We start from the raw sequence: 26,917 nt of genomic DNA, 5'->3' as shown, positions 1-26,917 counted from the left end.
AATGGGGTCGCTGACCGGGAAAGCCGCCTTCATCACCGGTGTCGCCCGGGGGCAGGGCCGAGCCCACGCCCTGCGCCTGAGTCGCGACGGCGCCGCCATCATCGGTGTGGACATCGCCCAGGACATCCCGTCGATGGACTATCCGAACGCCTCCGCCGACGATCTGGCGGAAACGGTGAAACTCGTCGAGGGCGCGGGGGGACGGATCGTGGCCCGGCAGGCCGACGTCCGCGACCCGGACGACCTCACCGCCGCCTTCCAGGACGGGATCGCCGAGTTCGGCAGGGTCGACATCGTCATCGCGAACGCGGGGATCATCCGCCTGGGTCCGGCGGAGGACCGCCGGGCTGTGTGGCGGGACATCATCGACGTGAACCTGACCGGGGTGTGGAACACCATCGAGGCGGCGCTGCCGAGCATGATCGACGCGGGCCGGGGCGGGTCGATCGTGATCACCAGTTCCACGGCCGGATTGAAGGCGACCGGCACCGGTACACCCGGTGGCCAGGCGTATGCCGCCGCGAAGCGGGGTCTGGTCGGGCTGATGCAGGTACTGGCCAACGACCTGGCGCAGCACTGGATCCGGGTGAACACGATCCACCCCACCGGCGTCGCCACCGGAATGGTGCTCAACCAGGCGATGCAGGAACTGTTGGCTCACGGTGGGGAGGCGGTCAGCGCGATGCAGAACGCGCTGCCGATCCAGATCCTGCAGCCTGAGGACATCGCCAACTCGGTCGCCTGGCTGGTGTCGGAAGAGGCGAAGTTCGTCACAGGCATCAGCCTGCCGCTCGACGCCGGCTTCTCGGTGCGCTGACCGGGGACGGCCCGGAGGCAGGTATCGCGCATGCGGTCGCTCCCTGCTCGGGCCCTGACCGGTCGGGAGCAGCAACGTTTGGCAGTCCGCTGTCACGGGTCGATGTCGTGGCAGCGGACTGTCATCGTCGACGTATGATCGTCGGATCCGCAGCCGAGCAGAGGGGGACGTCGTGGCACTTGGTGACCGCTCGCCCCGAGCCGACCACGCGGCCCGCACCCGCAAGGCGATCATCGATGCGGCCCTCCAACTCTGTGCGTCCCAAGGGTTCGACAATACGACCACCGATGAGATCGCTGAATCGGCGGGCGTGTCCCCGCGGACATTCTTTCGATACTTTCCGACCAAGGAGTCGGTCTTCTTCTTCGGCGAGTACGACTTCATCCGGTCTTTCGCGGCCTTGTACCTGGCGCAGGCGGACGACGTGAGCGATCTCGAGGCGATGCGCGCGACGTTCGTGACGCTGGCTCCCGGCGTCGCCCGATTACGCAGGCGGATCAGCCTGTACCTGAAAGCCGTGGAGTCTTCTCCCACTCTCCGGGGCAGGGAACGCAGCAATCACCAGGAGAACGCGGCGACCCTGGCGCGGGCGATCGCGGAGCGCCGAGGCTTGCTGACTCCTGACGTCGACTGCGAGCTGTTGGCGGCCGTCGGGCTGCTCGTGATGGAGCGCGCCCTCGCCGGCTGGGCCGACGGCCCCTCGCGACTGGCTCTCGGTGACGTGCTCGGGGCGGAGTTCGAACGCCTGGAGAAGCTGCTGAGCTGAGCTGACGCGGGTTCCGCGGCGCTCGCGCGGACACCTTCGGCGTCTCATCGGTCCTTCATCAGAATGGGCACGCCGGGTCCGGGGCAACCCACGGGAGTCCCTGGTCCGCACTGTTGTGTGCGCAGGTGGGTGGGGTAGGGGTCGACAGGGCCGGCGTAGAGTCCGGCGAGGTTGATCGGCAGGTCGTAGGCCAGGACCGCCGAGACGTGGATGAACCCGACCACGGCGAGGGTGCGCAGCAGCGTTGTGGCTCGAGCGCCCACCGTGACCCGTTCGATCCCGCGCTCGACCAGCGTGAACCCGCGCTCGTCGAGATGGAACCGCAGCGCGCCGATGCCGGTGAGTACCGCCGACCACAGCGCGGGTCCGTAGAGCGGAACCTGGTAGGTGTGCCCGGCCCACAACGTCAGCTCGGGGATCGAGGCCGGGTAGGCGACGAGCCCGGTCCGCACGGCAAGCGTCTCGAGCGGCAGTTCCAGCACGAAGACGGCCGACCACCCCGCGCCGAACGTGGCGGCCACGCCGAGCTGGGGCCACCGGGCGCGCGCTGCGCGCATCGCCCGTGTCGCCAGCATCCCGAAGCCGAGGGTCATCCAGACATAGGCGAGCCCGATCATCAGTAGCGGCTCGGGCAGGAATCTCGCATTCGGACTGATCCAGCCCGAAATCCGCTCGGACCAGGATCCGAAGTTCACCATCGTCGCGTTGTAGAACACGAAAGGTCGCAGCCAATTGATCAGGGGATCGTGCCACCAGGCGGTCGTCGTACCGATGACGATCATGGCGTCGAGAAGAGCCTGCGTTCCCGAACGCATCGGTGAACGACGTGGATCAGCACGATCGCCGCCGCGATCGGACCACCGATCTGGAACACCGCGGCCCAGACCTGAGAGCGTGTTTGAGAAGCGTCGGCGTGTCTGCGGGACGCGAGGGTGGATTGAGTCCACGGTGGATGGGTGGCTCGACGGAGGAAGCGGTATCCCTCGGACACCAGCGATGAGCAGTGGGCGCTGATCGAGACCCTGCTGCCCGCGCCTGGGTCGGGCGGGCGGCCGGAGAAGCACCCGCGCCGGGACGTGGTCGACGCGATCCTCTACGTGGTACGCGCTGGCTGCTCCTGGCGCGCCCTACCAGCTGATTTCCCGCCGTGGCAGACCGTGTACTGGTACTTCAACCGGTGGGAGCAGCAGCGGGTCACCGAGAAGATCCTCCCGATCGTGCGTAGACAGCTCCGAGCAGCCGAGGGGCGTGACCCTGAGCCGAGCGCGGGGATCATCGACTCCCAGAGCGTGCGTGGCGCCGATACCGTCGGCCGCGACTCCCGCGGCTACGACGCCGGGAAGAAGGTCAACGGTCGCAAACGATTCATCGTCACCGACACCCTCGGGCTGCTGCTCACGGTGATGGTCTGCTCTGCCGGGCGTCAGGACCGCGACGGCGCCAAGACCGCCCTGCTCGGCGCCTACTTGGCCACCACGGTGCGATTCGTGTTCGCCGACGCCGGGTTCGCCGGACGCCTGGTCGACTGGGCGCAGACCATCGTGGGCACCACGATCGAGATCGTGCGCAAACCCGCCGGTCAGCGCGGTTTCGTCGTCATCCCACGACGCTGGGCGGTCGAACGCAGCCTGGCCTGGTTGACCGCCCACCGTCGCTTGGCTCGCGACTACGAACGTCACCGGGCGACCTCCGAGGCGATGATCCGTTGGGCCGCGATCAACACCATGACCCGCCGCCTCGCCCGCGGCGGACCTGCCACCCGACAGCAGCGACGCACCTTCACCCAAACAAGTTGATCTTCTCAAACACGCTCTGAGTCGTCCCTGACACCGGATCTGCGCCCGTAGGCACCGGTTGTGCTTCGCCGAACGCGATCCAGGAAACGAAGAGATAGAGCATGAGGGCCAGGCACAGTGCGCCGAGGAAGGCCTAGATCAGCACGGGCCGGGTGCGCCGCGGTGCGAGACCGTCCGGTGTCCCGGGCGGGGACTGTCCGTGTTTCGTCCGGCCGCCCGGCCTGAGTCCCAGGCTCATCATGCCGCCTTCCCGGTCTCGACGGCCGCCGCGCCGATGCGCTGGCTTCTGGCAGTCGACTGTCATACTCTAGGTCCGACGGCAGCCGAGGAACAGAGGCGGCCCCCAGCAGGTACCGCGATCGCGGGTACGACAGGAGACGCAGCAGTGGCACTGGCCATCACCGAGGACCATCTGGCTCTGGCGCGTGTCGCACGATCGGTCGTCCGCGACCGCGCCGTGCTCGCCGCCGCCCGTGCCGCCGTCGACGACGAATCCGGCAAGCCGGCTCCGTTCTGGAAGGACGTCGTCTCTGCCGGATGGACCGGCCTGCACGTCCCGGAGGAGTTCGGGGGGCAGGGTTTCGGCCTCGCCGAGCTTGCGGTGGTGACCGAGGAGCTCGGTCGCGCGGTCGCGCCCGGACCGTTCCTGCCGACCGTCCTGGCGGCTGCCGTGATCTCGGAGGCAGGCACCGACGAGCAACGACAGCGCTGGTTACCGGGACTTTGCTCGGGTTCGGCGACTGCGGCCGTCGGCGTCGGAGGATCCGCACGGCGCACCGCCCACGGCCTGGCCGGCGATGCCGGAGTCGTGCTGGGGGCGCTCGACGCCGACGTGTTGCTGCTGGCCGACGGTCCGGATCTGATCGTGGTGGAACCCGGTGCGGCGTTGCGGGTGGAGGTGTCCGGTGCAGTGGATCCCACCCGGCCGGTAGCGCGGGTGCGGTGCGAGAGCGCCCCGGTCGTCGACCTCTTGCCCGGAGCCACCCGTATCGCGCGCCGGGTGGGGCTGATCCTCGCCGCCGCGGAAGCGGTCGGTGGAATGCACGCATGCGTCGAGATGACCGTCGCCTATGCCACCCAACGGGAGCAGTTCGGCCGGCCCATCGGCAGCTTCCAGGCAGTCAAGCACCACTGCGCCGACATGCTCCTCGACGCCGAGCTGGCTTCCGCTGCCACCTGGGACGCGACCAGGGCCGTCGCCGATCTCGACGAAGCCGATCTCGTGGCCGCCATGGCCGCGGCCTGCGCGCTGCCCGCGTATCTGCGTGTCGCGGAGCTCGCCATCCAGGTGCACGGTGGGATCGGCTACACCTGGGAGCACGACGCCCACCTCTACCTGCGACGGGCCGCTGCACTGGCTGCCGTGTTCGAGGCCTCGGAGCCGCCCACCCAGAGGGTGGCCGCGATGCGCGGCAACGGGGTGCGACGCGGGCGAAGCCTCGACCTGCCTCCCGAGGCCGAGCGATACCGGCACGACGCGCGAGCCTTCGTCGAGGAGTACTCGCGCACGCCCGAGGAGCAACGCCCGTCGTTCTTCGCCCGCTCGGGCTACCTCCTGCCCCATTGGCCTCGACCGTACGGCCGAGCAGCCGGCCCGGTGGAGCAGCTGGTGATCGAAGAGGAACTGTCCGCCACGGAGCGACCCGGCCTCGGGCTCGGGGAGTGGATCCTGCCCACCCTGCTGCAGCACGGCAGCGCCGAGCAGCAGGACCGGCTGCTGTGGTCCAGCCTGGAAGGCCGACTGCGCTGGTGCCAGCTGTTCAGCGAGCCGGGAGCAGGTTCGGACGCCGCCGCCATCTCCACCAGAGCTCGACGCGCGGACGGCGGCTGGCTCATCTCCGGGCAGAAGGTCTGGACCAGCGATGCCAGGAACTGCCACCGAGGGTTGGCAACGGTCCGTACCGATCCCGACGCGTCCAAACACCGTGGGATCACCGCAATGATCATCGACCTGCACGCGCCGGGCGTCGAGGTCCGGCCGCTCACCGAGATCACCGGCGAGGCCCTGTTCAACGAGGTCTTCTTCGATGACGTCTTCGTACCGGACGTGGACGTCGTCGGTGAGGTGAACGATGGCTGGAGGGTCGCCCGCGCCACGCTGGGCTACGAGCGGATCTCGATCGGCGCCGGCTCGGTCACCATGCAGGCCGACAGCCTGCTCGGTCTGCTGGACCGGCACCGGCCCGATGACGTCGGATCGGCGCGCGAGGTCGGGGCGCTCCTGGTCGAGGCGCACGCCCTGCAGATGCTGAATCTCCGCCACGCCGCCAGGGCGGTCGCCGGCACCGAGCCGGGCGTCGAAGGCAGCCTGGCGAAGCTGTTCGGCGCCGAACACGCTCAGCGGGTGGTCGACCTCGGGATGCGAATCGCCGGGGGTGCAGCCCTGGTCGGAGGAGAGCCCGCGCTGGTGCACGACTTCTTCTTCAGCCGCTGTCTCACCATTGCCGGCGGCACGTCCGAGGTGTTGCGCAACCAGATCGCCGAACGCATCCTCGGGCTGCCGCGGGACCCGCGGTGACGTCGACGTCTCCCGGATCAGCCGGGTGCCGACTGCCCACCGCGGCTGAACATCGCGCGGTCGATCAGCGCCGCCATCAGTTCGGCCCTCCGGTCGAGGTCGTCCGGGCCGGGCCGACGCAGGACCTCGGGTAGGCGCGCCAGCATTGCGCCGAGCACCACGGCGGCGATGTCGGTGTCGAGGGGATAACGGCGGTCCACGCCCTGCAGAACCGGCGTCGAGCCGCGCAGCAGGCCGGCGCTGATGCTCGCCGCGGTGGCGGTCAGCCGGGGCTCGCGCCACGCGCCCTGTAACCAGGCGCGGATGACACCGAGGTAGCTCTCGTACACGGGCAGGAAGTCGAGCAGCCAGTCCCGAAGTTGGGGCCGTGCCTCCTGTCCCGGCTCGATGAGAGCGAGCCGGCCCGTCAACGGGTTCACCGCCGCCGCGCATGTGTCGGCGAGCTCCAGCAGAAGGTTGATCTTCTCGGGGAAGTACTTGTAGAAGGCGCCGCGGCTGAGGCCCAGGTGCGCGAGGAGGTCGTCGACGCTGGTCTCGTGATAGCCGCGTTCGGTGAACAACCGGGCGCCGGTCTCGACGATCCTGCGTCGGGTCGCCCTGCCCCGCTGCCCGATCTCCCGATCCTGCCGACCGTCGCCGGGCTCGGCAGCCGGTAGCTCGCGCGCTCGGAACATCGGGAAGGTCGTGTCGTCGGTCGGACGCGGCCGTCCTCCCGGTGCGATCGCGGCGAGTGCGTCGGCGGGTGTCTCGGGGAAGAGCATCAACTGCATGCACACCGCCAGCCCGTCGAGCAGGTCGTCGCGAGACAGCGGGGGAGCGAAGCCCATGTGGAGGAAGTAGTGGTACCGGTGCACGGTGCCGGTCAGGGCGATGGCCGCGTCGAGCGGGTCCAGCCCCTGTAGCCCGGACGAGGCGAGACGGTCGGCGATCCGCTCGTGGAAGGAGTGGACGAAGCGCTCCACGACCGGCCGTAGCGGGTTCTCCGGTGTATCGATGTTCGCCCACTGCACATGAACCGTGGCGTACTTGTCATAGATGTAGGCCCACTCGCCGAGCCACCAGTGCAGGTCGTCGAATCCGACCCGGGTCGGCCCGAGCGGCCCGATCCGCCGAACCACGCGGTCCAGCGCGCTGCCACACTCGTCGAGGAGCTCGAGGAAGATCTGCAGCTTGCTCTCGAAGTACTGGTACAGCGCCGGGCGGGAGATGCCGACGGCCTTGGCGATGCTTTCCACCGAGGTCCCGTGGAATCCGTGGCGCTCGAAGAGGCGCAAGCTCTCGTCGGTGATGCGCCGCCGGGTGTAGGCGCCTCGCTCGCCGACCACAGGACTCGTGGGCCCGTAACCCTCCCGGCGCAGGATCTCTTCGCGTGACATCGATGCCGGATGTTACGGGGGCCGAGTCGCCGCGAGCGGCGCCCTCGGTGCCCCGGTCGGGTGTCGGGTGGGATACACCCGACCGGGATCCTGGATCAGGAGAAGACGACGGCGCGTTCGGGGCAACTGGCGGCGCCGCTTCGGGCCTCATCCTCGTGCCCGGGATCGACCACGCCGTTGTTCCGGGCCCGGCCGTAGCCGTCCTCGTCGTCCTCGAAGACCTCGGGTGCGGTCACGAAGCACATGCCGTGACCGGTGCACACGTCGCGATCGACGCGGACGTTCACGCCGAGCCTCCGGGGAATGTCAGGTGCAGGCCTTCCAGGCCGAGCGTGCCCCGGGGCCACTTCACGCGAGGGGAGGTGCCCGGGGTGATCCGGTACTCGGGGATCCGCTTGTGCCACTCCTCGTAGATCAGGCGCATCTCGAGGCGGGCGAGGTGGGAGCCCAGGCAACGGTGGACCCCGACGCCGAAGCTGGTGTGAGGGTTCTCGCCACGGTGGAAGTCGACCTCGAAGGGGTTGGGGCAGCGGGCCTCGTCCCGGTTCGCGACGGCGAGGTAGGAGCTGATACGGCTGCCGGCGGGGAGGACGCGGCCGTCCACCGTGGTCTCCTCCGTGGTGACACGGGGGATGAACGGGGCGGGCGGGTCGAGGCGCACGAGCTCCTCGACCGCCGCAGGGATGATGGTGGGGTCGTCGACGAGCTCGCGGCGACGGTCGGGATTCTTGGCGAGACGTTCCATGCCGAAGCCGAGCGAATCCGTCACGGTGTCGAGTCCCGCGAGGATGAACAGGAAGCACAGCCCGATGGCTTCCTCGTCCGTCAGCGCGTCGTCGCCCTCGACGCACAGCAGCTTGCTCAGGACGTCGTCGCCCGGGACGCCGCGACGCGACTGGATCAGTTCGTTCAGGTAGGCGAAGAGGGCGACCGCGTGCTCCATGCCCTCCTGGCTCGCGGTCGGATCAGCCGCTCCGGAGGCGTCCGTGAGGCCGAGGATGGCGTCCTTCCAGACGAGGAAGCGATCGCGGTCCTCCAGGGGCAGGCCGAACAGGGTGAGGAAGGTCTGGACCGGGAACGGGACCGCGACCTCGGCGACGAAGTCACACTCTCCGCGGTCGAGCAGCGGCTCGATGAGGGCGACGGCCTGCTCGCGCAGGGGCTGCTCGAGGGGGCGGATGCTGCGGGGGCTGAAGAAGGGTTGCAGGATCCTGCGGTAGCGGGTCTGCTCCGGCGGGTCGAAGGCGATCGGGACCATCGGCAGCGGGCTGTTGAGCGAGTCGAAGGCCTCTTTCGAGGAGAAGAGCTGCGGCTGGCGCAGCACCGTCTCCACGGTCTGCAGGCTGGTCATCGCGAGGTGGCCGTCGAGTTCCACCGACCCGCCGCGATCTCGCAACATCCGCCATGCGGCATCTCGGTCCTCGGGAACCGGTAGATCGGCCAAGCTCAACTCTGGTGATGCGGTCCGTTCGGTCATCGGTGACCTCAACTCTCACTCACGGGCAGTTCCGACGCCGCTGCGTCGAGGGTGTGCTCTACGCAGCGATTCTGACAGGGTGTTTCTTGAACTTCAATAACTCTATAAGAGGAGGCGCGGGTTCTCGGCCAGGATGACGCAGTCCTGGAGGCACGTCCGTGCATCGCGTGATGCGAGCACGGAATTCCCTGTTTTCGTTCTGGCGCAGCGATGAATGTCCAGCTGATCCGGTTCGGAGGGCTCGGCGCGGCCGGGGCGCGGTGGCCGGTGCGAGTCATCTGAGGCGCGTTCCGGGTGGCGCCGCAGTGGTGTGGCCGTGCCTCCCTCTGAGTGCTGTCTCTGACAGTTCGTAACTTGATAGCGGCCAGCTCGGTTCGCTGGAGCCATGCTGTGAGGCGGCTCCCCGACGGTCGGTGTAGGACTGCCGGATGGCGGCCTGCGCGGCGGGCGGGAGCGTCGGGAGCATCCGCATGACGCGCTCGCGGCGGCGGTGGACCGCCTTGCGGTCCGGCAGCCCGGCGGCCGCCTCGAGCTGGGGCTTGAGCGGCGGCAGCCCGTCCAGCTCGGTGACCTCGGCCATCTCCCGCGCCGCCTGCGCGGTGTCCTTCTCCTCCGACATCCCGATCGGGCCCTGCCGGCGCCCGTTGAGGAACTGCGCGACCACCGGGTCGTCACTGGTCAGCAGGACCTCGCGCGGCCCGAACATGGCCAGCTGCTTGCGGTAGAGCATCCCGATGTTGTCCGGGACGGTCTGCGCGGTGTTGATGTCGTGGGTGACGATCAGGAACGTCGAGTCCGTCTGCGCGTTCAGATCGATGATCAGCTGGTTCAGGTACGCCGTGCGCACCGGGTCCAGACCCGAGTCCGGCTCGTCGAACAGGATGATCTCCGGGTCCAGCACCAGCGCCCGGGCCAGCCCGGCCCGCTTGCGCATCCCGCCGGAGATCTCGCCGGGGAGCTTGTTCTCGTCGCCCTTCAGGCCGACGAGATCCATCTTCTCCATCACGACGTCGCGGACCTGCGCCTCGGACCTCTTCGTGTGCTCGCGCAGCGGGAACGCGATGTTGTCGAAGAGGTTCATCGAGCCGAACAGCGCGCCGTCCTGGAACAGCACCCCGAACAGCTTGCGCAGCTCGTAGAGCTTGGACTCCGAACACCGCACCAGGTCGGTGTCGTGGATGACGATCGAGCCCTTCTCCGGCTTCAGCAGCCCGATCAGCGACTTCAGGAAGACCGACTTCCCGGTGCCCGACGGCCCCAGCAGAACACTGACCTCACCCGGCGGCAGTGTGAGCGTCACGTCCGACCAGATATTCGCCCGGCCGAAGGACTTCGACAATCCCTCGACCTTCACCTCGACACCCGTCAACGACGCCTCCTCATCGGTAAGACCTTCATTCCGCCCCGAGGGGCTGCGTAGCGCGCCGCGCTCACCCACCCGAGGCTCGCGCCTATCCGGCGGGCGGGCCCACCGGTAGCCGGCGGCTTCGACGACGAACGGCCGAGGACCGCGCCGATCTGCACGCGAGTCGCCGACTGTGCGGTCTAGTCGTCCACGTCGTCGGCGAGGCCCACTGCCTTGGTCTGCAGGTGCTGCTCGAAGCCTTCGAGGCCGTTCTGCCGGCCGACTCCGGAGGCCTTGTATCCGCCGTAGGGCGAGTCGGCGCCGTAGAACAGGCCGCCGTTGACCATCGCGCTACCGACCCGGAGCCGGCGGGTGACGGAGAGTGCTCGTCCCCGGTCCGCGGAGAACACACCGCCGGACAGACCGTAGTCGTTGTCGTTGGCGATGCGCACCGCATCGGCGTCGTCCTCGAAGGGGATGACGACCAGGACCGGGCCGAAGATCTCCTCGCGGGCCACCGTCATGGTGTTGTCCACATCGGCGAACACGGTGGGCTCGACGAAGAAGCCCCGCTCGAGATGGGCCGGAACGCCGCCGCCGGTCGTGAGACGCGCCCCTTCCTGCACTCCCTTCTCGATGTAGCCCAGTACACGCTCGCGCTGCTTGGCGTTGATCAGCGGGCCGGCGAGGTTGGCCGGATCCGCCGGGTCGCCGTAGCTGACGGCGGCGAACGCGGCGGTCACCAGCTCGACGGCCTCGTCGTACCGGTGGCGGGGCACGAGCAGCCGGGTCTGCATGGCGCATCCCTGCCCGGCGTGCATGCACATGAAGGAGGCGCCGGGGACGGTCGCAGCGAGGTCCGCGTCGTCCAGCACGATCATGGCGGACTTCCCGCCCAGCTCGAGGAAGGTCCGCTTCATCGTGGCCGCGGCCTTCTCGGCGATGCGCCTGCCGGTCGCGGTGGATCCGGTGAACGAGATCATGTCGACGCGGGGGTCGAGGACCAGCTGCTCGCCCAGCGCGTGGTCGCTCGAGGTCACGATGTTGATCACGCCGGGCGGGATGTCGGTGTGTTCGGCGATGAGCCTGCCCAGCCGGGTCGCGTTCCACGGGGTGTCGGGGGCCGGTTTGACCACGGCGGTGTTGCCGGTGGCGAGGATCTGCCCGACCTTGCCGATCACCACCTCGACCGGGTAGTTCCACGGGCAGATGGCGCCGACGACCCCGACCGCCTCCTTCCACACCACCCGGTGACTGGTCATCCCGAACAGCTCGGTGTCGGGGAGGGTTCGTTCCCACGGGAAGGTCGAGATGAGCTCGGCGGGCCAGCGCAGGGCGTCGTCGAGCGGCCAGTCGAGCTGAGGTCCGAACGTCGCGATCGAAGGGCAGCCGGCCTCCGCGATGAGCTCGGCGCGCAGCTCTTCCCGCTCGGCATCGAGCGCGTGGTGGAGCTGCTCGAGGCAGCGCCTTCGGAAGGCGTGGTCCGTCGACCAGGACGTCTCGTCGAAGGCGCGCCGCGCCGCGGCGATCGCACGGTCCATGTCGCCGCTGTCGGCATCGGTCGTCGAACCGAGGACTTCCTCGGTCGCCGGGTTGATGTTGTCGAACGAGCGGCCGGACCGGGACTCGACGAGTTTCCCGTCGACGAGCATCCGGGTCTCACCCAGCTGCGGGGACGTGCTCGTGGTCGTCGTCGTGATGCTCACGGCTATGCCCTCGTTTCTCTCTTCGTCGAGTAGATGACGGCTGGTACCGAGCAGCTCTGGGCGTCCCGGTCGGCAGCAGGGGTGCGTCGGGAACTTAGAGCCGAACGGTGTATTGGTCAAGAAAATCTGACGTTGTGCAACCTTGGTGGGTCTGTCTACACCGGCGTCTGACCTGTAGGTACTCACCCAGACGAAGCACGAATCTTGACCATCCGATCAGGTCGTCGCTAGCGTTCTGACGGCCTGCAACGAGAGGGTTCTCGACCGACCGCCAGACGTTCGCGTCGAGCTCCGGTCCGACACCTCCCTGTTGGCTCTCGACCATCGAAGGGGATGTTCATGGGCAGAATGGACGGACGTGTCGTCTTCATCACGGGCGCGGCCCGTGGGCAGGGCAGGTCGCACGCGGTGCGGCTCGCGGAGGAGGGCGCCGACATCGTCGGTGTCGACATCTGCGGTCAGATCGACGCGGTGCCGTACGCGATGGGCACGCGGGAGGACCTCGACGAGACCGTGTCAATGGTGGAGAAGCGCGACCGCCGGATGCTCGGGATCCAGGCCGACGTGCGTGACCGAGCGGCCCTGCAGGCGGCGTTCGACGCCGGTGTGGCCGAGTTCGGGCACATCGACACGGTGCTCGCCAACGCCGGCGTCATCCTCACCCGCAAGGACGAGCCGGACCCGCAGGCCGCGTGGGACGTCGGGATAGCGGTCATGCTGACCGGCGTCTGGAACACCATCCAGGTCTCCTATCCGCACCTGGTCGAGCGAGGGATGGGCGGAGCGATCGTCGTCACCAGTTCGATGGCCGGTCTGCGGGCACTGACCGACGGCAGTGCCGGGTCGGACGCCTACACCGCCGCCAAGATCGCCGTGACCGGTCTCGTCAGGGCCTACGCGCAATTCCTCGCACCCGAGGAGGTGCGGGTGAATGCAGTCGCGCCCACGGGGGTGGCGACGCCGATGATCCTCGACAACCCGGGTCTGTTCGAGGTCTTCGAATCCAGGCCGAACCTGGCCAACGCCATGCAGAACGCGCTGCCGGCGCTGATGGTCGAGCCGATCGACATCAGCGAGGCCGTGCTCTATCTCGTCGGGGACTCGGGCCGGTACGTCACCGGCGTCACGCTCCCCGTCGACGCCGGCATGAGCATCGCCTGAACAGTCCGTCGCCATCGAACCGCTGAACCGGAGGAACCATGAGTGTCATCAGCAAGTCCGCCGTCGTGTCCGCTCCGTCCGAGAAGATCCTCGGCATCCTCCTCGACGTCGAGTCCCACCCGAGTTGGCAGAAGGAGGTCCAGAAGGTCGAGATCCTGGAGAGCGACGACCAGGGGCGCCCGAAGCAGACCAGGGTGTCGATCTCGGCCATGGGGCAGAATGGCAGCTACTCGGTCCGCTACGACTACCCGGAGCCGGGGAAGTTCGAGTACCGCCTGGTCGAAGGCGACATGATGACGAAGAACGATGCCAGCTTCACGCTCGTACCCTGCGACGGCGGGAACACCGAGGTGGTCATCGCCATGGACATGAACATCAAATGGGCGCTCCCGGAGTTCATGATCGACCAGCTGACCCTGAAGGGCGTCAAGGACATGCTGAAGGGGCTCAAGTCCAAGGCTGAACAATCTGCATAGGGCGGTGAACGAACTGCTCCGTTCGATCGTCGATCGGGATCCGCCGCCGGTCGCTTCAGAATCCTGGTGAATTGGTTCCAGCGGCCTCGTCGCCCTCGCTCACCGTTGGAGTCATCGGCATTGGTGTCAGCCGTGGTGATCGGGCACTCGTCGTTGCGCTGATGCGTCCACCGCCCATCAGGCCGGTGGCAAAGCGAGCCCGTCGTACCAGCTCTAGTGGTCACCGGTCGCGGCCATTCCCTCCTCCGCCCACCGTCCGGGCGACGTACTCCCCGGGGTCGCCGCGCGCCAGTGAGCAGGTCTGATGAGGCGATGAGGGGTAGGCGAACGAGCTCCGCGACGCGATAACGCACCGGACCAGCCCCAGAAGAGCTTGGTACAGCGTGGCTGCTCCTCCCATCCGGGCTGCCGCGTCCTGTCTGGTGGGCCTGAACCCCGACATAGTCACGGAGGCGTGTACGAGCAGGCAACTCGGAAGCTGGTTCATCAGCAGCTCGCGGGACTCGCTGGCCGCCAGGTCGAGGATGTCGGATCGCGCTTGTCGTGCGCTGGGCTCGGACGAGGACAGCGAAGTAGCCGAACCAGATCTGGCACCTTCCGCCGCGCGGGTTCGACGGTGTAGCTACGCACTAGCCATGACGGGGAGGTTCCCCGAGGTAAACCCGATCGCGCAATACGTCGCAAGGTCGGACGAAACCGGTCGCAGCGATAGATGACGGTTCCGGTGATCAGTGCGGGGCTGAACGGCGCGCCCGTCGATCGGCCACTGCGGCGTGGCGGGGCATCGGGCTCCTCGGCAGCTGGGGAACCGCTCCCCACACTGCTGAGACGCGGTGTTCGAGACCGTTCCCTGCCGTGTTGCACAACCGCGCACGGCACCGCACAGCGATGCCGAAGGCGGGAGCGGCGGTGAAAGACGCACCAGGACCCGAACTAGGGTTCGATGCTCGATTTCGTCATCGTTGCCGCGACTCCGTGGCGCCAGGGACACTGAACCTTTCCCAGTAGCGAGTTGATCAGGTTGTTCGGTCATGATCGTGATGAAGCAGGACCAGCGCCGCCGCGGTGATTGCGCCGATCCGCCAGGGACACAGGGTGACCCGACGCAGGGCGCGGAAGGTCGTCTTGAGCAGCGAGTTCCCACGCTCGGCCAGGGCTCGGGTAGCGGAGTGCAGCATGTTGTAGGCGCGCTGGTCCACGGGCAGCCCACCTCCGGCCGGGGCTTTGAACGGGCAGGTCAGCCGGGTGTTCTCGCCCTCGTAGCCGAGGTCGGCGAGCACGACGTGGGTCTGGTCGGTCCAGTCGTGGAGGGTGTCGAGGAGTCCGTCGTGGGTGCGGGCGCAGGTGGTGTCGTGCTCCCGGCCTGGCCGGACCTGCGAGGTCCACAGTGGCCACCCGTCGGGTGCGGTGAGGGCCTGGATGTTGCCGCCGTGGTGGCGGTGTTTTCCTGACCACCAGAGATCGACCCGGACGTTCGGTCCGAGGGCCCTGGATCGGTCGGTGCGGATCAGGGTGCCGTCGAGATGAACGTGGGTGTATCCGGCCGCTCGTGCGGCCAGCAGTGCCCCGTGTAGCCCGGGCGCGGCGGCGGCCAGCACGTCGATCCCTTCGTGCAGGTAGCGGTAGGTCGTGGAACTCGAAAGCTGGTTGTCTGCGGCGAGTTGAGCGACGCGGGTGGCGTCGAGGAACCAGCGCAGCACCAGCACCGCTTGGCGGTAGCAGCCCAGCGCACGACGTCCCCGGCGGGTGCCTCGTCGTGCGCGTTCGCCGGCCAGTAGCTGGGACCTGACTTGGCTCAGGTTAGTGCGCACCTTCGGGGCCGCTGATGCGGTCGAGGGCGGTCTGTAGGTCGTCGGGGACGGGGTCGGCGGCTGTGAGTAGCCGGCCGCCGGCGTGGATCTGGACGGTGCGGTAGGTCCGCGCGGTCTGGACGAACCGTCGGATCGACCAGCCGGTGCGTTCCTCGACCAGTCTCGAGACGGCGAGCGCGGCGAACACGATCGTCAGGTGTGCCTCGATGGAGGCACGTTTGTGGTGGTAGATCGGCCGGGCAGCGAGATCGTGCTTGGACATCCGGAAGGAGCGCTCGATCTGGAACAGCCGGTGGTAGGCACCGATGACGAACTTCGACCCGGCTCCGGTGAGGTTGGTGCTGTAGCCCTTCCAGCCGGCCAGCGTGCGGGCCTTGGTCTCCAGCGTGCGGTTGATCGCCTTGTCCGCGCCGGTGAGAGTGACGAACCGGTTGCGCTTGACCGGGGTCTTGCCGGCGACGGCGCGTTCGGCCTTGGCGACCTGTTCGTCGATCCCGCGCAGGGTGCGCCGGGCCCGGTCAGCTGTGTACTGGTAGTAGATGACCTGGTCACGACGCTTGTCGTGCGGACCGGCGGGCCAGGGCTGGGTCAGGATGAGCCCGTCGGGGACCTCGCTGTCGGGGTGGTCGCGGAGCCATTCGGAGATCACGTAGGGGACCGTGGGGGTCTTGGCGCCGAGGATGAACGACAACCCGGCCTCCTCGATCGCCTTCTGGTTGGCGGTGGAGATCATCCCGGCGTCGGCGACCACGGTGATGTCCTCGAGCTGGTGGGCGGCCATGAACGCCCGCAGCGTGGGCAGCATGGTGGCGGTCTCGGCGCGGTTGCCCTCGAACGCCTCGACCATCAGCGGAAACCCCGCGGCGTCGGTGAGCAGCCCGATCGTGATCTGCGGCTCCAGGCGGCGTTCTTTGGAGAACCCGGGCTCACGGAACCCGTCGCCGGTGTCGGTCTCGAAGTACAGAGTGTTGGGTCGGCCCGCGGCGCGGTGCCGGGATCGCTCCCGGTCCGTTTCTAAAAAATAACCCCTGGGTTCGTTGCCGGCTGTTGAGTCTGCCTCTGCCCTGGACCAGCGGTTCCTTGCCCGTTCAGGTGATCTTACCGGTTCTGACCAAACTTCAGATCCCCTGAAGCGTTGACACCCATACTGGTGTTCGTGCGGTTGGGCTGAAGTCGGGGTGTCGCGGTGGGACTGGCAGTGGTGCGGGACCTGCGCGAGATGCGGGAACCGGCGGGCCCGGAGGACATCGAGCGGTTCGAGACCGACGTGGTCGCCGGGTTCGTGCTCGCCCGCGCGGCCGCGGGGCTATCGGACAGCACGATCCGCACCGATGTCAGCCATCTGGATCAAGTGCGGACCTGGTTCGGTCGACCGCTGTGGGACATGCAACCCAGCGATGCTGACGCCTACTTCGGCACGGTGCTGCGCGAGGTTCCCCCGGGCACCAGGCTCGCGCGCGCCCAGGCGGTGAAGACCTACTTCGAGTTCGTGGAGCTGCGACACAAGGTCGAGATCCACAACATGACCGGCCGGATCGTCGAGTGCCCGATCGATGAGATGAACCGACCGCGCGGACGGCGGCCGGCCCGGCTGCGGATCCCGCCGACGGTCGAGCAGGTCGGGCAGCTGTTCACCGGGTGGCGCGGCGAACTGGCGACCTGCCGCAAGTTCGGCCCCACCGCGCGCAACTACGCCGCGGCCCGCTTGATGTCGGAAGTGGGGTTACGGATCAACGAGGTCCGCCACCTGGACCTCACCGACATCAAGTGGGACCTGGGCCGGTTCGGCAAGATCCACGTCCGGCATGGCAAGGGCGCCCGCGGATCGGGGCCCCGCGAACGCATGGTGCCGTTGATCAACAATGCTGGGACGACGCTGCGCTGGTTCGTCGAAGACGTCTGGGGCCAGCTCGGCGATGACCCGGACCGGCACGGTGCGCCGCTGTTCTGCTCCGAACGCAAGAACGCCGATGGCACCGCGGCCCGGGTGGGTAACGAGGTGCTGCGCGCCGGGCTCGCCGAGGCCGCTGCCGGGCACCTGCCCGGATGGTCGAGCCGACTCACCCCGCATGTGCTGCGCCATTTCTGCGCAAGCCAACTCTACTTCAGTCCTGCGTTCCGCAGCTGATGGTGGATTCTGGGACACGTCTGGGCGGTGTGGGCAGGTCAGCGGTTCGCGCCTAGCGTTCGACCGCGAGAACGCCTAGTACACGAATCGCCCAGTTTAGGTTGATTGACGTGGGTGGATGTCGATAGTGTCTGGGACATGTTCTTGCGGGAGGTGAAGCGGCAGAACCGCAACGGGACCCGGGTGTCCTACCTGCAGCTGGTCCACAACGACTGGGACCCTGCTGCCCGCACCTCTCGCACCAAGATCCTCTACAGCTTCGGGCGGACCGATCAGGTCGACACCGCGGCGATCGAGCGGCTGATCGTGTCGCTGTCACGGCTGCTCGACCCGGCAGCGGCGCTCAAGGCCACCGCCGGCTCAGATCTGAGCTTGCTCGGCTCGCGCCCGCTGGGCGGCACCGATGTCCTCGACGGGCTGTGGCGCCGGCTGGGCATCGACACGGTGATGAACAGGCTGCTGGCCAAGCGGCGGGGCAGCGCGCCGTTCGAGCGGGTGCTGTTCGGGCTGGTCGCCAACCGGGCCCTGGCGCCGTCGTCGAAGCTGGCCGCCGCGGACTGGATCTCCAACGATGTGCACATCGACGGCCTGCCCGAGGTCTCCGACGATGTCTGCTATCGGGCGATGGACTGGCTCCACGACGTGCGCGAGCACTTGGAGCGCGAGGTGTTCGGGCAGGTCGCGAACCTGCTCAACCTCGAGGTCGACCTGCTGTTCTTCGACACCACCTCCACCTACTTCGAGCTGGCCGACCCCGACACCCCGGTGGACCGCGACGAACACGGGCAGGTCGTGGCCGACCGGGACGGCAAGGACGACGCCGACGGTCAGGACGGCGTCGACGCCGAGCAGAGCGCGGCCGGGTTCCGGACCTACGGCAAGTCGAAGGACTCCCGCGACGACCTGCCCCAGATCGTGATCGGGATGGCGGTGACCCGCGAGGGGATCCCGGTGCGGGTGTGGTGCTGGCCGGGCAACACCGCCGACTCGAAACTGATCCGCCAGGTCCGCGACGACATGCGGGACTGGACCCTGTCGAAGATCGTGTGGGTCGCCGACCGCGGCTTCTCCTCACAAGCCAACCGCCGCTACCTACGTCGCGGCGAGCACACCTACATCATCGGCGAGAAGCTCCGCTCGGACAGCCCGGAGATCAAGACCGCCCTGTCGCGGCAGGGCCGCTACACCACCATCGGCGAGAACCTGCGGGTCAAGGAAGTGCAGGTCTCCGACACCGAGCGGTTCGTCATCTGCCACAACCCCGAGGCCGCCGAGCGCGACGCCCACATCCGCGACCGGCTCGTCGCCCAACTCGACGAGCTCATCGCCGGATCCGACAAGCTCCCGACGATGAAACGCGGCGAGCTGCGCGGGAAGATCTCGACCAAGCCCGGCCTGAACCGCTACCTGCGCCTCACCCCCGGCGGGCTGCTGCGCATCGACAAGGCGAAGATCAAGACCGAGGCCAACCTGGACGGCAAGTACCTGCTGCGCTGCTCGGACCCACACCTGAGCGCCACCGACATCGCGCTGGGCTACAAGCAACTCCTCGAAGTCGAGCGCGGCTGGCGCGACATGAAACAGATCCTCGATCTGCGCCCGGTCTATCACCGCCTCGAAGAACGCATCCGCGCCCACGTCATGCTCTGCTGGCTCGCGCTACTGCTCATCCGCATCGCCGAGACCACCACCGGCCAGACCTGGCACCACATCCGCCGCGACCTCGACCGGCTCCACGCCGTCACCTTCACCGGCCCCACCGGGACATTCCGCCAGCGCACCGACCCCACCAAGCCCCAGACCGACCTCTACGCCCGGCTCGACCTCCCCCTCCCCAAGAAGATCATCGAGATCACCCCCGCAGGTCGCTGACCAGGCACAACGCCACCGCCTAGTAACACACGCACTGCGCGTGCTCACCCTCATTTCCGCAGGTCAACATCGCAATCCGCGTCCTAGACGCTCACCTCGGCTGCGGAACGCAGGTCAGTGGAATGGATTTGATGGCGATCCAGGAAACGCTCGGACACGCCTGGATTGCGACCACGATGAATTACGTGCACGTGCATCGGACGCATGTCGAAGACGCGTGGAGCGCCGGGCAGGACCGCGCGGCCGGGCGACTGAAAGGGCTGAAGGTATGAGGTGGAACCTCCGTCTGGCGGCCGCTCACCGCGGTATCTGGAAGGCCAGCGAGCTGCAGGTCATGCTGGCCGAACGCGGCCTGGTGATCAGCACCGGGAAGATGTCCGGGTTGTGGTCGGGCCACCCGGCCAGTGTGAAACTCGAGGACCTGGACACCATATGCGCCGTACTGGAGTGTGGCGTCGAGGAATTACTCATCCCCGAACCCGGCCGCGTTACCCGCCCGAGGGCCGATTACGCACCGCAGACCGCGACCGGCACCGGCACAACGGTGACGCCGAAACGCCGCGACGGCCGATCACTACCGCCGGAATGACCACAGCGCCGCCGCCGGAATCGATAGCGGCGTCCACGCCGGGGCGAGCGCTGGCCAGCCAGGCACCGCCGGCGGCGCGCATGTCGGCGTCGAGTTGCCCGACCTGCTTGTCCTGGGGGCTGCTCTATGGCGGGTACTGCCGAGCCTGCTACGACTTCCGCCGGCGCCACCCCAGCGCCCGCTGTGCTGGATGTCGCCGCGACGTGCCGTTGAAGAACCGCTACTGCCGACTCTGCTGGCTGCAGGCCGCGCTGCAAGCCCAGGACCCACCGATTGTCACCCCGGCCGATCTCGCCGCTGTCACCAGCCACCAGCTCTCGTTCGCCGGCACCACCAAGATGCGCGGCCCACGCTCCGGTGCACGACGTCGCCTCCACACCCCACCCGCTGCCGACCGTGCCCGACCTGCCGGTTCCGCCGATGGCGGGCAACTACAACTGCACCTGCCCGGACCCGGGCGGGCCTTCGACCGGGCCCAGCACGCCGAGCTGGACAACCACGCCCTGATCCGGGTGCGGCGCATCGCGGCAACGATGAGCCAAGCCCACGGCTGGAACGCCGCTCTGGTCGCCGAGCTCGACCGGGCGCTGGTCGTGGTGTTGTCCGGCCACGCCGACGGTGAGCGGTTGCGGTACTCACAGCTGATCGAGGTCCTGCACCGCTATGGCGTCAGCATCAGCCGCGTCGCCGAGGTCCTGTCCCAGGCCGGGCTGCTCGATGACGATCGTGTCCCCGCCTTCGAGTCCTGGCTGGCCGCCAAGCTCGCCGACCTGGCACCGGGGATCATCGACGACGTCCGCGCCTGGGTGCGCGCCCTGCAGCGCGGCGGACCGCGGAACCACCCTCGCGACCTGCACACCGTCCGCCGTTACCTGCGCGCCGCGCACCCGGTGCTGGTGGACTGGTCGACCCGCTACCAGCACCTACGTGAAGTCACCACCAGCGACGTCACCGGGATCGCCCGAGCCCTGCGCGGCCACCCCCGCCGCCGCACCCTCGGCGCGCTGCGCTCGCTCATGCGCTACTGCAAGAAGACCGGCAGCATCTTCGCCGACCCGACCGCTCGCGTCCGGATCGGCCACCGTGACGAGTCGATCATCCTCCCGCTCACACCCGCGCAGATCGACGACGTCACCCAGGCAGCGACCACCCCAGCCGCCCGCCTGACCCTCGCGCTGGCCGCAGTGCACGCCGCCCGCCCAGAGTCGATCCGCACCCTGCACCTCGACGATGTCGACCTGGGCAACCGGCGGCTCACCATCGCCGCCGTGACCCGCCCCCTCGACGAGCTCACCCACCGCCTGCTGCTCGACTGGCTCGCCGCGCGACGCAGCCGCTGGCCGAACACGGCCAACCCGCACCTGATCATCAACAAGCAGACCGCCTCGACCACCCGGCCGGTCAGCGTCAACGCGCTCACCGCGCCCTTCCGCGGCCGCGCCGCCACCCTCGAAAACCTGCGCGTCGACCGGCAGCTCGAGGAGGCACTCACCCACGGCGCCGACCCACTCCACCTCGCGACCGTGTTCGGACTCGACGAGACCACCGCCATCCGATACAGCGACGCCGCCGCGAAACTCCTACACACCCCCGCCGACCACCACCCGGGTTCAGCACGAACCCAAGGGTCGAATCGCTCCTGAGCCCCCACACACCCTTGAGTTCCCGCTGAGACCCCTTCAGTTCGGCTGAACTCCGGGCAAACCGCGGGCCGCCCGCCGAACCCGCCGTGCGGCTCTCACCGCAACGGGCTCTCCACGAGGATGACGCCGTCAGGCGGCCATGGTCGGCTTGTAGGGGCTGGGGATGCGGTTGCCCCGATACAGGTATCGCCGGATGCGAACCTTCGTCGGGTCGAACAGCATCACGCCTGCGGCCGTGATGGGTCTCCAGCTCCCGTCAGGGCGGCGGAGCCATCGGGTGACCGCAGTCCAGTTCCAGCGGTGCTGCTCGCGTTGCCAGGCCACGAGCCGTCTCCACGAGAAGTACCGCAGAAACGAGAACCTGCGCCCGGCGATCGCGTGCCGGAAGTACGCCGTCCAGCCGCGCAGCGCCGCGTTGACCTCCATGAGCACCATCGAGAGCGGTCGAGGTGAGCGGCGAGGGGTCAGGTTGCGGATCGTCTGCTTGATCGACCGGAACGCCTTGTCGGCGATCATGGTCATGCAGAACCACTTCCTGCCTCCTCTGCGTCGGCGCCACTGGATGTGGAAGCCGAGGAAGTCGATCCCCTCGCTCAGGTGCCTGACCGCGGTCTTGGCCTGTGACAGTCGCAGACCGAGCCGGGCCAACACCGTCGTGACCTGCTCTTGCAGGGCGACGACGTCGTCTCTGCCGCCGTTGGTCATGATGACGAAGTCGTCCGCGTAGCGCACGATCCGCCAGTTGCCCAACCCGTGGTGGCGGCGCTTGGCGCGACCGACCTGGGTGGCCTGGTCACCGCCCGGCGCCCACGGGGCCATGATCGCCTCGTCCAACGCGGACAAGGCGATGTTGGCCAGCAGCGGGGAGATGATGCCGCCCTGGGGCGTGCCCGCCCCGGTCTCACGCAGGGTCCCGAGCTCGGTGAGCACACCGGCTTTGAGGAATGCGCGGACCAGCGCCACGGTCCTGTTGTCCGAGATCCTCGCCCGCACCCGGTCCAGGACAGCCCGGTGGTCGAGGTTGTCGAAACACGCCTCGATATCGGCGTCGAGTACCCACCGATAACCGCGTGAGGCGTAGAAATGGATCTCGGCGACCGCGTCGTGGGCTCGCCGCTTGGGCCGGAACCCGTAGGAGACCGGCGAGAAGTCGGCCTCGAAGATGGGTTCCAGCACCATCCTCAAGGACTGCTGCACGACCCTGTCGGTGACGGTCGGGATCCCCAACGGCCGGGGCTTGCCGCCCGGCTTCGGGATGAGCACCCGCCGCACCGGCATGGGCCGGTAGCTGCCGTCCTTGAGGCTCGCGGCGATCCCGGTCAGGAACGCCTCCACCCCGCCGGCGTCGACGATGCGACGCACGGTCACACCGTCGATCCCCGCCGAACGGGCCCCCTTGTTGCGTGCCACGTGTTCCCAGGCCACCTGGAGGTAGTCGGGGTGACACACCAGGTTGAACAGGTCCCCGAACCGCGTGCCGCGGTCGGTGCCCGCCCAACGGTGATACTTGGCCTGCGTCCGCGCTACCCGACCCGCCGCCGACCCGACCGCAACCTCAGCAGCGTCGACCACGAGCCCGGCGCCGGAGTTCACCGACGCGTCTCGCACCATCACAGCACCTCCTATCCATCCTCGCTGCCGCCCTTCCCGATGCGTCCGGCTCTCCCGGACTCGCAGTACTACGGCGGCTCCGCCGGCCCCGGCACCGTTCAGTCGACGACGGACTCAGCCGACCCCCGGCCGCGCTGGCCGCGCGGGCGGGTCGGCAGGCGTCGGGGCCTTCCCATGTTCACTCGTTGTCCGCTCGTCGCAGGAGGCACCCGACTATCTGCCTACGGCCCTGACCAGCGGCTACCCCGTAGTCGTTCACCGCCGGTCCCGCCCGGGAGCCGTGACTCCGCTCCCGGGCAGGCCACCAGCCCGTCACTCCGGCCGGTGGCACACCGTGCCCGCCCCACATCCGTCAGGTTCGAGGCGGTAATACGTCAAGACAGGTGATCACGCCGGTTCCTCGCGTATACCTCTGCGACACGCTCGCCGCGCTCACGCCATCTGACGGTGCTGGCGCGACACGGCTTCGTCAGGGCTGCTCCCACCCTCCCGGTCGTCTCCCCGATCAGGCTGCCCCCAGCTTCCAAGCCCCTGCTACGGCAGGAACCCCACGGTGGTGGTCTCTCACCTCCACTCGGACAACAAGCGCCTCATGGCGCACGGACACGTCGTAGAGCACGAGCGTGGCAGGCCCGAGCTGAGCGTGTGCCGCGCACGCCGCGGCGAGACGGCGTCGCCAGGCGTCATCGGCATAGCCCTGCAGTCGGCGCTTGAGGGTGGCGTAGGAGACGGTGTCGATCCCGGCCTCGGCCAGTACCCGGAGGCTGTCGCGCTTGCTGGTCGGCTCGATGATCCGCGCGAGCACCAGCTGCCGGAACACCTCGTCGCCCTCGGTGGCGGAGCCGAATCCGAGCTGGTCATACGCCGAGCACAGCGCATCCCACAGCGGCGCCATCGTCGAGGACGCGATCTGCAACGGCTCCGCCCCGCCCACGGTGGTGACCTCGGTGTCGAGACCGAGGTCGAGCTCGCCCTGCCCGCCGGCCAGCCGCTGGCGGGCGACCGCCTTGAGTGCCTCGACCGCCTGGACGTCGTGGGCCGAGCCGAGATGCTCGATATCGCGGGCTCCGCGGCGCGTGCCGTGCACGATCTGGACCGCGGTCGCTCCCGACCCGGTCCGGACCGTGCGCACATACGCCATCTCCCCGAGCCTACGAGCCGACGTTAGTGCACAGATTCCGCCGACCTCACCGACGATCCCCCAGGTCAACGCGCTGCAACCGACCTGAAGATCCACGCGTGAGCCAAGTCAGGGCGGGTGCCTCGTCGTGCGCGTTCGCCGGCCAGTAGCTGGGACACGAACGCGGCGGTGGGCTCCCCGATCGGGAGCACGGCGGTGTAGATGACAGGATCGGACACGCGGGACCTCGGTGGTGGAGTCGATCTTTAGGCGGACCGACCTCTTCTACCGGGGTCCCGCGCCCACGTTGATCATCTCCACGCCCACGGCGTGTCACCAGCAGCTGCTCCCGCTACCGGGAAAGGCTCACTGCAAGGTCTAGGGATTCAGGAAACGGCGCTTTGCGGCCCGCTGCCTCCCGAATCCGTCACCGACCCCGTCCGGATTGCGACTACGGGCGCACCGCGCCCGACTCGTCAGGGCCGAGCTCATCGAGCTTGAGATCGAACGCGTTGACCAGGAACATCAGCGCTACGTCGACATCACCCCTGTCCGAATCTGATCGAGTACGGACTCGATCTCGTCGGTGACGAAGGTACAGCCGCCGTTGGGAGGTGGCTGCCTGATCCTGTCGTGGATCGGTGAGCGTTCATGCGTGGCGGCGCTGGCTGTTCTGGCCCGGTGGCTAATCGGGCAGCGACGCCATCCTGCGTTCCGCAGCTGATGGTGGATTCTGGGACACGTCTGGGCGGTGTGGGCAGGTCAGCGGTTCGCGCCTAGCGTTCGACCGCGAGAACGCCTAGTACACGAATCGCCCAGTTTAGGTTGATTGACGTGGGTGGATGTCGATAGTGTCTGGGACATGTTCTTGCGGGAGGTGAAGCGGCAGAACCGCAACGGGACCCGGGTGTCCTACCTGCAGCTGGTCCACAACGACTGGGACCCTGCTGCCCGCACCTCTCGCACCAAGATCCTCTACAGCTTCGGGCGGACCGATCAGGTCGACACCGCGGCGATCGAGCGGCTGATCGTGTCGCTGTCACGGCTGCTCGACCCGGCAGCGGCGCTCAAGGCCACCGCCGGCTCAGATCTGAGCTTGCTCGGCTCGCGCCCGCTGGGCGGCACCGATGTCCTCGACGGGCTGTGGCGCCGGCTGGGCATCGACACGGTGATGAACAGGCTGCTGGCCAAGCGGCGGGGCAGCGCGCCGTTCGAGCGGGTGCTGTTCGGGCTGGTCGCCAACCGGGCCCTGGCGCCGTCGTCGAAGCTGGCCGCCGCGGACTGGATCTCGAACGATGTGCACATCGACGGCCTGCCCGAGACCTCCGACGATGTCTGCTACCGGGCGATGGACTGGCTCCACGACGTGCGCGAACACCTGGAGCGCGAGGTGTTTGCCCAGGTCGCGAACCTGCTCAACCTCGAGGTCGACCTGCTGTTCTTCGATACCACCTCCACCTACTTCGAGCTGGAGGATCCCGACACACCGGTGGACCGCGACGAACACGGGCAGGTCGTGGCCGGCCGGGACGGCAAGGACGGTCAGGACGGTCAGGACGGCACCGACGACGAGCAGAGCGCGGCCGGGTTCCGGACCTACGGCAAGTCGAAGGACTCCCGCGACGACCTGCCCCAGATCGTGATCGGGATGGCGGTGACCCGCGAGGGGATCCCGGTGCGGGTGTGGTGCTGGCCGGGCAACACCGCCGACTCGAAGCTGATCCGCCAGGTCCGCGACGACATGCGGGACTGGACCCTGTCGAAGATCGTGTGGGTCGCCGACCGCGGCTTCTCCTCACAAGCCAACCGCCGCTACCTACGTCGCGGCGAGCACACCTACATCATCGGCGAGAAGCTCCGCTCGGACAGCCCGGAGATCAAGACCGCCCTGTCGCGGCAGGGCCGCTACACCACCATCGGCGAGAACCTGCGGGTCAAGGAAGTGCAGGTCTCCGACAGCGAGCGGTTCGTCATCTGCCACAACCCCGAGGCCGCCGAGCGCGACGCCCACATCCGCGACCGGCTCGTCGCCCAACTCGACGAGCTCATCGCCGGATCCGACAAGCTCCCGACGATGAAACGCGGCGAGCTGCGCGGGAAGATCTCGACCAAGCCCGGCCTGAACCGCTACCTGCGCCTCACCCCCGGCGGGCTGCTGCGCATCGACAAGGCGAAGATCAAGACCGAGGCCAACTTGGACGGCAAGTACCTGCTGCGCTGCTCGGACCCGCACCTGAGCGCCACCGACATCGCGCTGGGCTACAAGCAACTCCTTGAAGTCGAGCGCGGCTGGCGCGACATGAAACAGATCCTCGACCTGCGCCCGGTCTATCACCGCCTCGAAGAACGCATCCGCGCCCACGTCATGCTCTGCTGGCTCGCGCTACTGCTCATCCGCATCGCCGAGACCACCACCGGTCAGACCTGGCACCACATCCGCCGCGACCTCGACCGGCTCCACGCCGTCACCTTCACCGGCCCCACCGGGACATTCCGCCAGCGCACCGACCCCACCAAGCCCCAGACCGACCTCTACGCCCGGCTCGACCTCCCCCTCCCCAAGAAGATCATCGAGATCACCCCCGCAGGTCGCTGACCAGGCACAACGCCACCGCCTAGTAACACACGCACTGCGCGTGCTCACCCTCATTTCCGCAGGTCAACATCGCAATCCGCGTCCTAGACGCTCACCTCGGCTGCGGAAC

Annotated in this window: 20 protein-coding genes and 3 pseudogenes; 12 read left to right on the top strand and 11 right to left on the bottom strand. The window is 68.3% G+C overall.

Translation table 11 applies throughout. From position 1 onward, the window contains the following. Window position 1 precedes the first annotated feature (1 nt). Together JOF36_RS27580 and JOF36_RS27575 are read left to right on the top strand one after the other, a co-directional pair. On the top strand, window positions 2-817 hold the full coding sequence (locus JOF36_RS27580) for a mycofactocin-coupled SDR family oxidoreductase (protein ID WP_210032561.1): 816 nt from the start codon (window positions 2-4) through the stop codon (window positions 815-817). Between the two features lie 172 nt (window positions 818-989). Then, window positions 990-1,583 carry a TetR/AcrR family transcriptional regulator gene (locus tag JOF36_RS27575; RefSeq protein ID WP_210032559.1) on the top strand — a complete coding sequence of 198 codons (594 nt, stop codon included), beginning with the start codon at window positions 990-992 and terminating at the stop codon, window positions 1,581-1,583. A 44-nt stretch (window positions 1,584-1,627) separates the two neighbouring features. Here the strand turns inward: JOF36_RS27575 and JOF36_RS27570 are convergent, their stop codons facing one another. Then, entirely contained in the window at window positions 1,628-2,530 is a 903-nt protein-coding gene (locus JOF36_RS27570; RefSeq protein ID WP_210032557.1) for a spirocyclase AveC family protein, read from the bottom strand. A gap of 9 nt (window positions 2,531-2,539) precedes the next feature. Between JOF36_RS27570 and JOF36_RS27565 the strand changes: the two genes are divergently transcribed. Both JOF36_RS27565 and JOF36_RS27560 read left to right on the top strand, forming a co-directional pair. Then, entirely contained in the window at window positions 2,540-3,379 is an 840-nt protein-coding gene (locus tag JOF36_RS27565; protein ID WP_210024799.1) for an IS5 family transposase, read from the top strand. 385 nt (window positions 3,380-3,764) lie between these two features. After that, window positions 3,765-5,897 carry an acyl-CoA dehydrogenase family protein gene (locus tag JOF36_RS27560; RefSeq protein WP_307862621.1) on the top strand — a complete coding sequence of 711 codons (2,133 nt, stop codon included), beginning with the start codon at window positions 3,765-3,767 and terminating at the stop codon, window positions 5,895-5,897. A 17-nt stretch (window positions 5,898-5,914) separates the two neighbouring features. Here JOF36_RS27560 and JOF36_RS27555 read toward each other — a convergent pair whose 3' ends face one another. The 5 genes from JOF36_RS27555 to JOF36_RS27535 form a co-directional block, all read right to left on the bottom strand. Then, entirely contained in the window at window positions 5,915-7,273 is a 1,359-nt protein-coding gene (locus tag JOF36_RS27555) for a TetR/AcrR family transcriptional regulator (RefSeq protein WP_210032555.1), read from the bottom strand. A 95-nt stretch (window positions 7,274-7,368) separates the two neighbouring features. Next, window positions 7,369-7,560, bottom strand: a complete 192-nt coding sequence (locus JOF36_RS27550; RefSeq protein ID WP_307862620.1) for a ferredoxin — start codon at window positions 7,558-7,560, stop codon at window positions 7,369-7,371. After that, entirely contained in the window at window positions 7,557-8,672 is a 1,116-nt protein-coding gene (locus JOF36_RS27545) for a cytochrome P450 (RefSeq protein WP_210032547.1), read from the bottom strand. The genes JOF36_RS27550 and JOF36_RS27545 overlap by 4 nt, the downstream gene beginning before the upstream one ends. Before the next feature lie 352 nt (window positions 8,673-9,024). Further along, on the bottom strand, window positions 9,025-10,119 hold the full coding sequence (locus JOF36_RS27540; protein ID WP_210032545.1) for an ABC transporter ATP-binding protein: 1,095 nt from the start codon (window positions 10,117-10,119) through the stop codon (window positions 9,025-9,027). 176 nt (window positions 10,120-10,295) lie between these two features. Next, window positions 10,296-11,801, bottom strand: coding sequence for an aldehyde dehydrogenase family protein (locus JOF36_RS27535; protein WP_307862619.1), 1,506 nt, complete (start codon window positions 11,799-11,801; stop codon window positions 10,296-10,298). A 339-nt stretch (window positions 11,802-12,140) separates the two neighbouring features. Between JOF36_RS27535 and JOF36_RS27530 the strand changes: the two genes are divergently transcribed. Continuing rightward, window positions 12,141-12,962, top strand: coding sequence for a mycofactocin-coupled SDR family oxidoreductase (locus JOF36_RS27530; protein ID WP_210032525.1), 822 nt, complete (start codon window positions 12,141-12,143; stop codon window positions 12,960-12,962). A 38-nt stretch (window positions 12,963-13,000) separates the two neighbouring features. After that, a complete protein-coding gene (locus tag JOF36_RS27525) occupies window positions 13,001-13,438 on the top strand; it encodes an SRPBCC family protein (protein WP_210032523.1) in 438 nt (145 codons plus the stop codon). A 1,016-nt stretch (window positions 13,439-14,454) separates the two neighbouring features. On the opposite strand, the gene JOF36_RS27520 is transcribed toward JOF36_RS27525, so the two are convergent. Both JOF36_RS27520 and JOF36_RS27515 read right to left on the bottom strand, forming a co-directional pair. Further along, a complete protein-coding gene (locus JOF36_RS27520; RefSeq protein WP_210032521.1) occupies window positions 14,455-15,249 on the bottom strand; it encodes an HARBI1 family protein in 795 nt (264 codons plus the stop codon). Beyond that, a pseudogene (locus JOF36_RS27515) lies at window positions 15,239-16,219 on the bottom strand (IS1634 family transposase); the annotation flags it as partial. The pseudogene JOF36_RS27515 and the gene JOF36_RS27520, both read right to left, overlap by 11 nt. Window positions 16,220-16,435: 216 nt before the next feature. On the opposite strand from JOF36_RS27515, the gene JOF36_RS27510 reads away from it, so the two are divergent. The 5 genes from JOF36_RS27510 (at window position 16,436) to JOF36_RS27490 (ending at window position 21,481) form a co-directional block, all read left to right on the top strand. Further along, on the top strand, window positions 16,436-17,377 hold the full coding sequence (locus JOF36_RS27510) for a tyrosine-type recombinase/integrase (protein ID WP_210032519.1): 942 nt from the start codon (window positions 16,436-16,438) through the stop codon (window positions 17,375-17,377). 138 nt (window positions 17,378-17,515) lie between these two features. Then, window positions 17,516-19,249, top strand: a complete 1,734-nt coding sequence (locus tag JOF36_RS27505) for an IS1634 family transposase (protein ID WP_245351006.1) — start codon at window positions 17,516-17,518, stop codon at window positions 19,247-19,249. A gap of 131 nt (window positions 19,250-19,380) precedes the next feature. Continuing rightward, complete coding sequence (locus JOF36_RS27500; protein WP_210036445.1) at window positions 19,381-19,521, top strand: hypothetical protein; 141 nt, start codon at window positions 19,381-19,383, stop codon at window positions 19,519-19,521. Continuing rightward, window positions 19,518-19,838 carry a helix-turn-helix domain-containing protein gene (locus JOF36_RS27495; protein WP_210032517.1) on the top strand — a complete coding sequence of 107 codons (321 nt, stop codon included), beginning with the start codon at window positions 19,518-19,520 and terminating at the stop codon, window positions 19,836-19,838. Before JOF36_RS27500 ends, JOF36_RS27495 begins: the two co-directional genes overlap by 4 nt. A gap of 203 nt (window positions 19,839-20,041) precedes the next feature. Continuing rightward, window positions 20,042-21,481 carry a site-specific integrase gene (locus JOF36_RS27490; protein ID WP_210032515.1) on the top strand — a complete coding sequence of 480 codons (1,440 nt, stop codon included), beginning with the start codon at window positions 20,042-20,044 and terminating at the stop codon, window positions 21,479-21,481. A 129-nt stretch (window positions 21,482-21,610) separates the two neighbouring features. On the opposite strand, the gene ltrA is transcribed toward JOF36_RS27490, so the two are convergent. From ltrA to JOF36_RS27475, 3 genes and pseudogenes are all read right to left on the bottom strand, one after another. Then, window positions 21,611-23,092 (bottom strand): group II intron reverse transcriptase/maturase, encoded by a 1,482-nt coding sequence (gene ltrA, locus JOF36_RS27485; RefSeq protein WP_210032514.1) that lies wholly within the window; start codon window positions 23,090-23,092, stop codon window positions 21,611-21,613. A gap of 601 nt (window positions 23,093-23,693) precedes the next feature. Next, window positions 23,694-24,233, bottom strand: a pseudogene (locus JOF36_RS27480) (IS1634 family transposase); the annotation flags it as partial. A 113-nt stretch (window positions 24,234-24,346) separates the two neighbouring features. Continuing rightward, window positions 24,347-24,451: pseudogene (locus JOF36_RS27475) on the bottom strand (IS5/IS1182 family transposase); the annotation flags it as partial. Between the two features lie 623 nt (window positions 24,452-25,074). On the opposite strand from JOF36_RS27475, the gene JOF36_RS27470 reads away from it, so the two are divergent. Continuing rightward, window positions 25,075-26,808, top strand: coding sequence for an IS1634 family transposase (locus JOF36_RS27470; protein WP_245351005.1), 1,734 nt, complete (start codon window positions 25,075-25,077; stop codon window positions 26,806-26,808). Window positions 26,809-26,917: the final 109 nt, after the last annotated feature.

This window comes from Pseudonocardia parietis (assembly GCF_017876315.1).
Classification (GTDB): Bacteria; Actinomycetota; Actinomycetes; order Mycobacteriales; family Pseudonocardiaceae; genus Pseudonocardia; species Pseudonocardia parietis.
This window is presented reverse-complemented; position numbering and strand designations above follow the sequence as displayed.

Coding starts and splice junctions, on each gene's coding strand:
- JOF36_RS27580 (WP_210032561.1), top strand. CDS start 2: ATGGGGTCGCTGACCGGGAAAGCCGCCTTCATCACCGGTGTCGCCCGG.
- JOF36_RS27500 (WP_210036445.1), top strand. CDS start 19,381: ATGGCGATCCAGGAAACGCTCGGACACGCCTGGATTGCGACCACGATG.
- JOF36_RS27505 (WP_245351006.1), top strand. CDS start 17,516: ATGTTCTTGCGGGAGGTGAAGCGGCAGAACCGCAACGGGACCCGGGTG.
- JOF36_RS27470 (WP_245351005.1), top strand. CDS start 25,075: ATGTTCTTGCGGGAGGTGAAGCGGCAGAACCGCAACGGGACCCGGGTG.
- JOF36_RS27530 (WP_210032525.1), top strand. CDS start 12,141: ATGGGCAGAATGGACGGACGTGTCGTCTTCATCACGGGCGCGGCCCGT.
- JOF36_RS27545 (WP_210032547.1), bottom strand. CDS start 8,672: ATGTTGCGAGATCGCGGCGGGTCGGTGGAACTCGACGGCCACCTCGCG.
- ltrA (WP_210032514.1), bottom strand. CDS start 23,092: ATGGTGCGAGACGCGTCGGTGAACTCCGGCGCCGGGCTCGTGGTCGAC.
- JOF36_RS27495 (WP_210032517.1), top strand. CDS start 19,518: ATGAGGTGGAACCTCCGTCTGGCGGCCGCTCACCGCGGTATCTGGAAG.
- JOF36_RS27525 (WP_210032523.1), top strand. CDS start 13,001: ATGAGTGTCATCAGCAAGTCCGCCGTCGTGTCCGCTCCGTCCGAGAAG.
- JOF36_RS27555 (WP_210032555.1), bottom strand. CDS start 7,273: ATGTCACGCGAAGAGATCCTGCGCCGGGAGGGTTACGGGCCCACGAGT.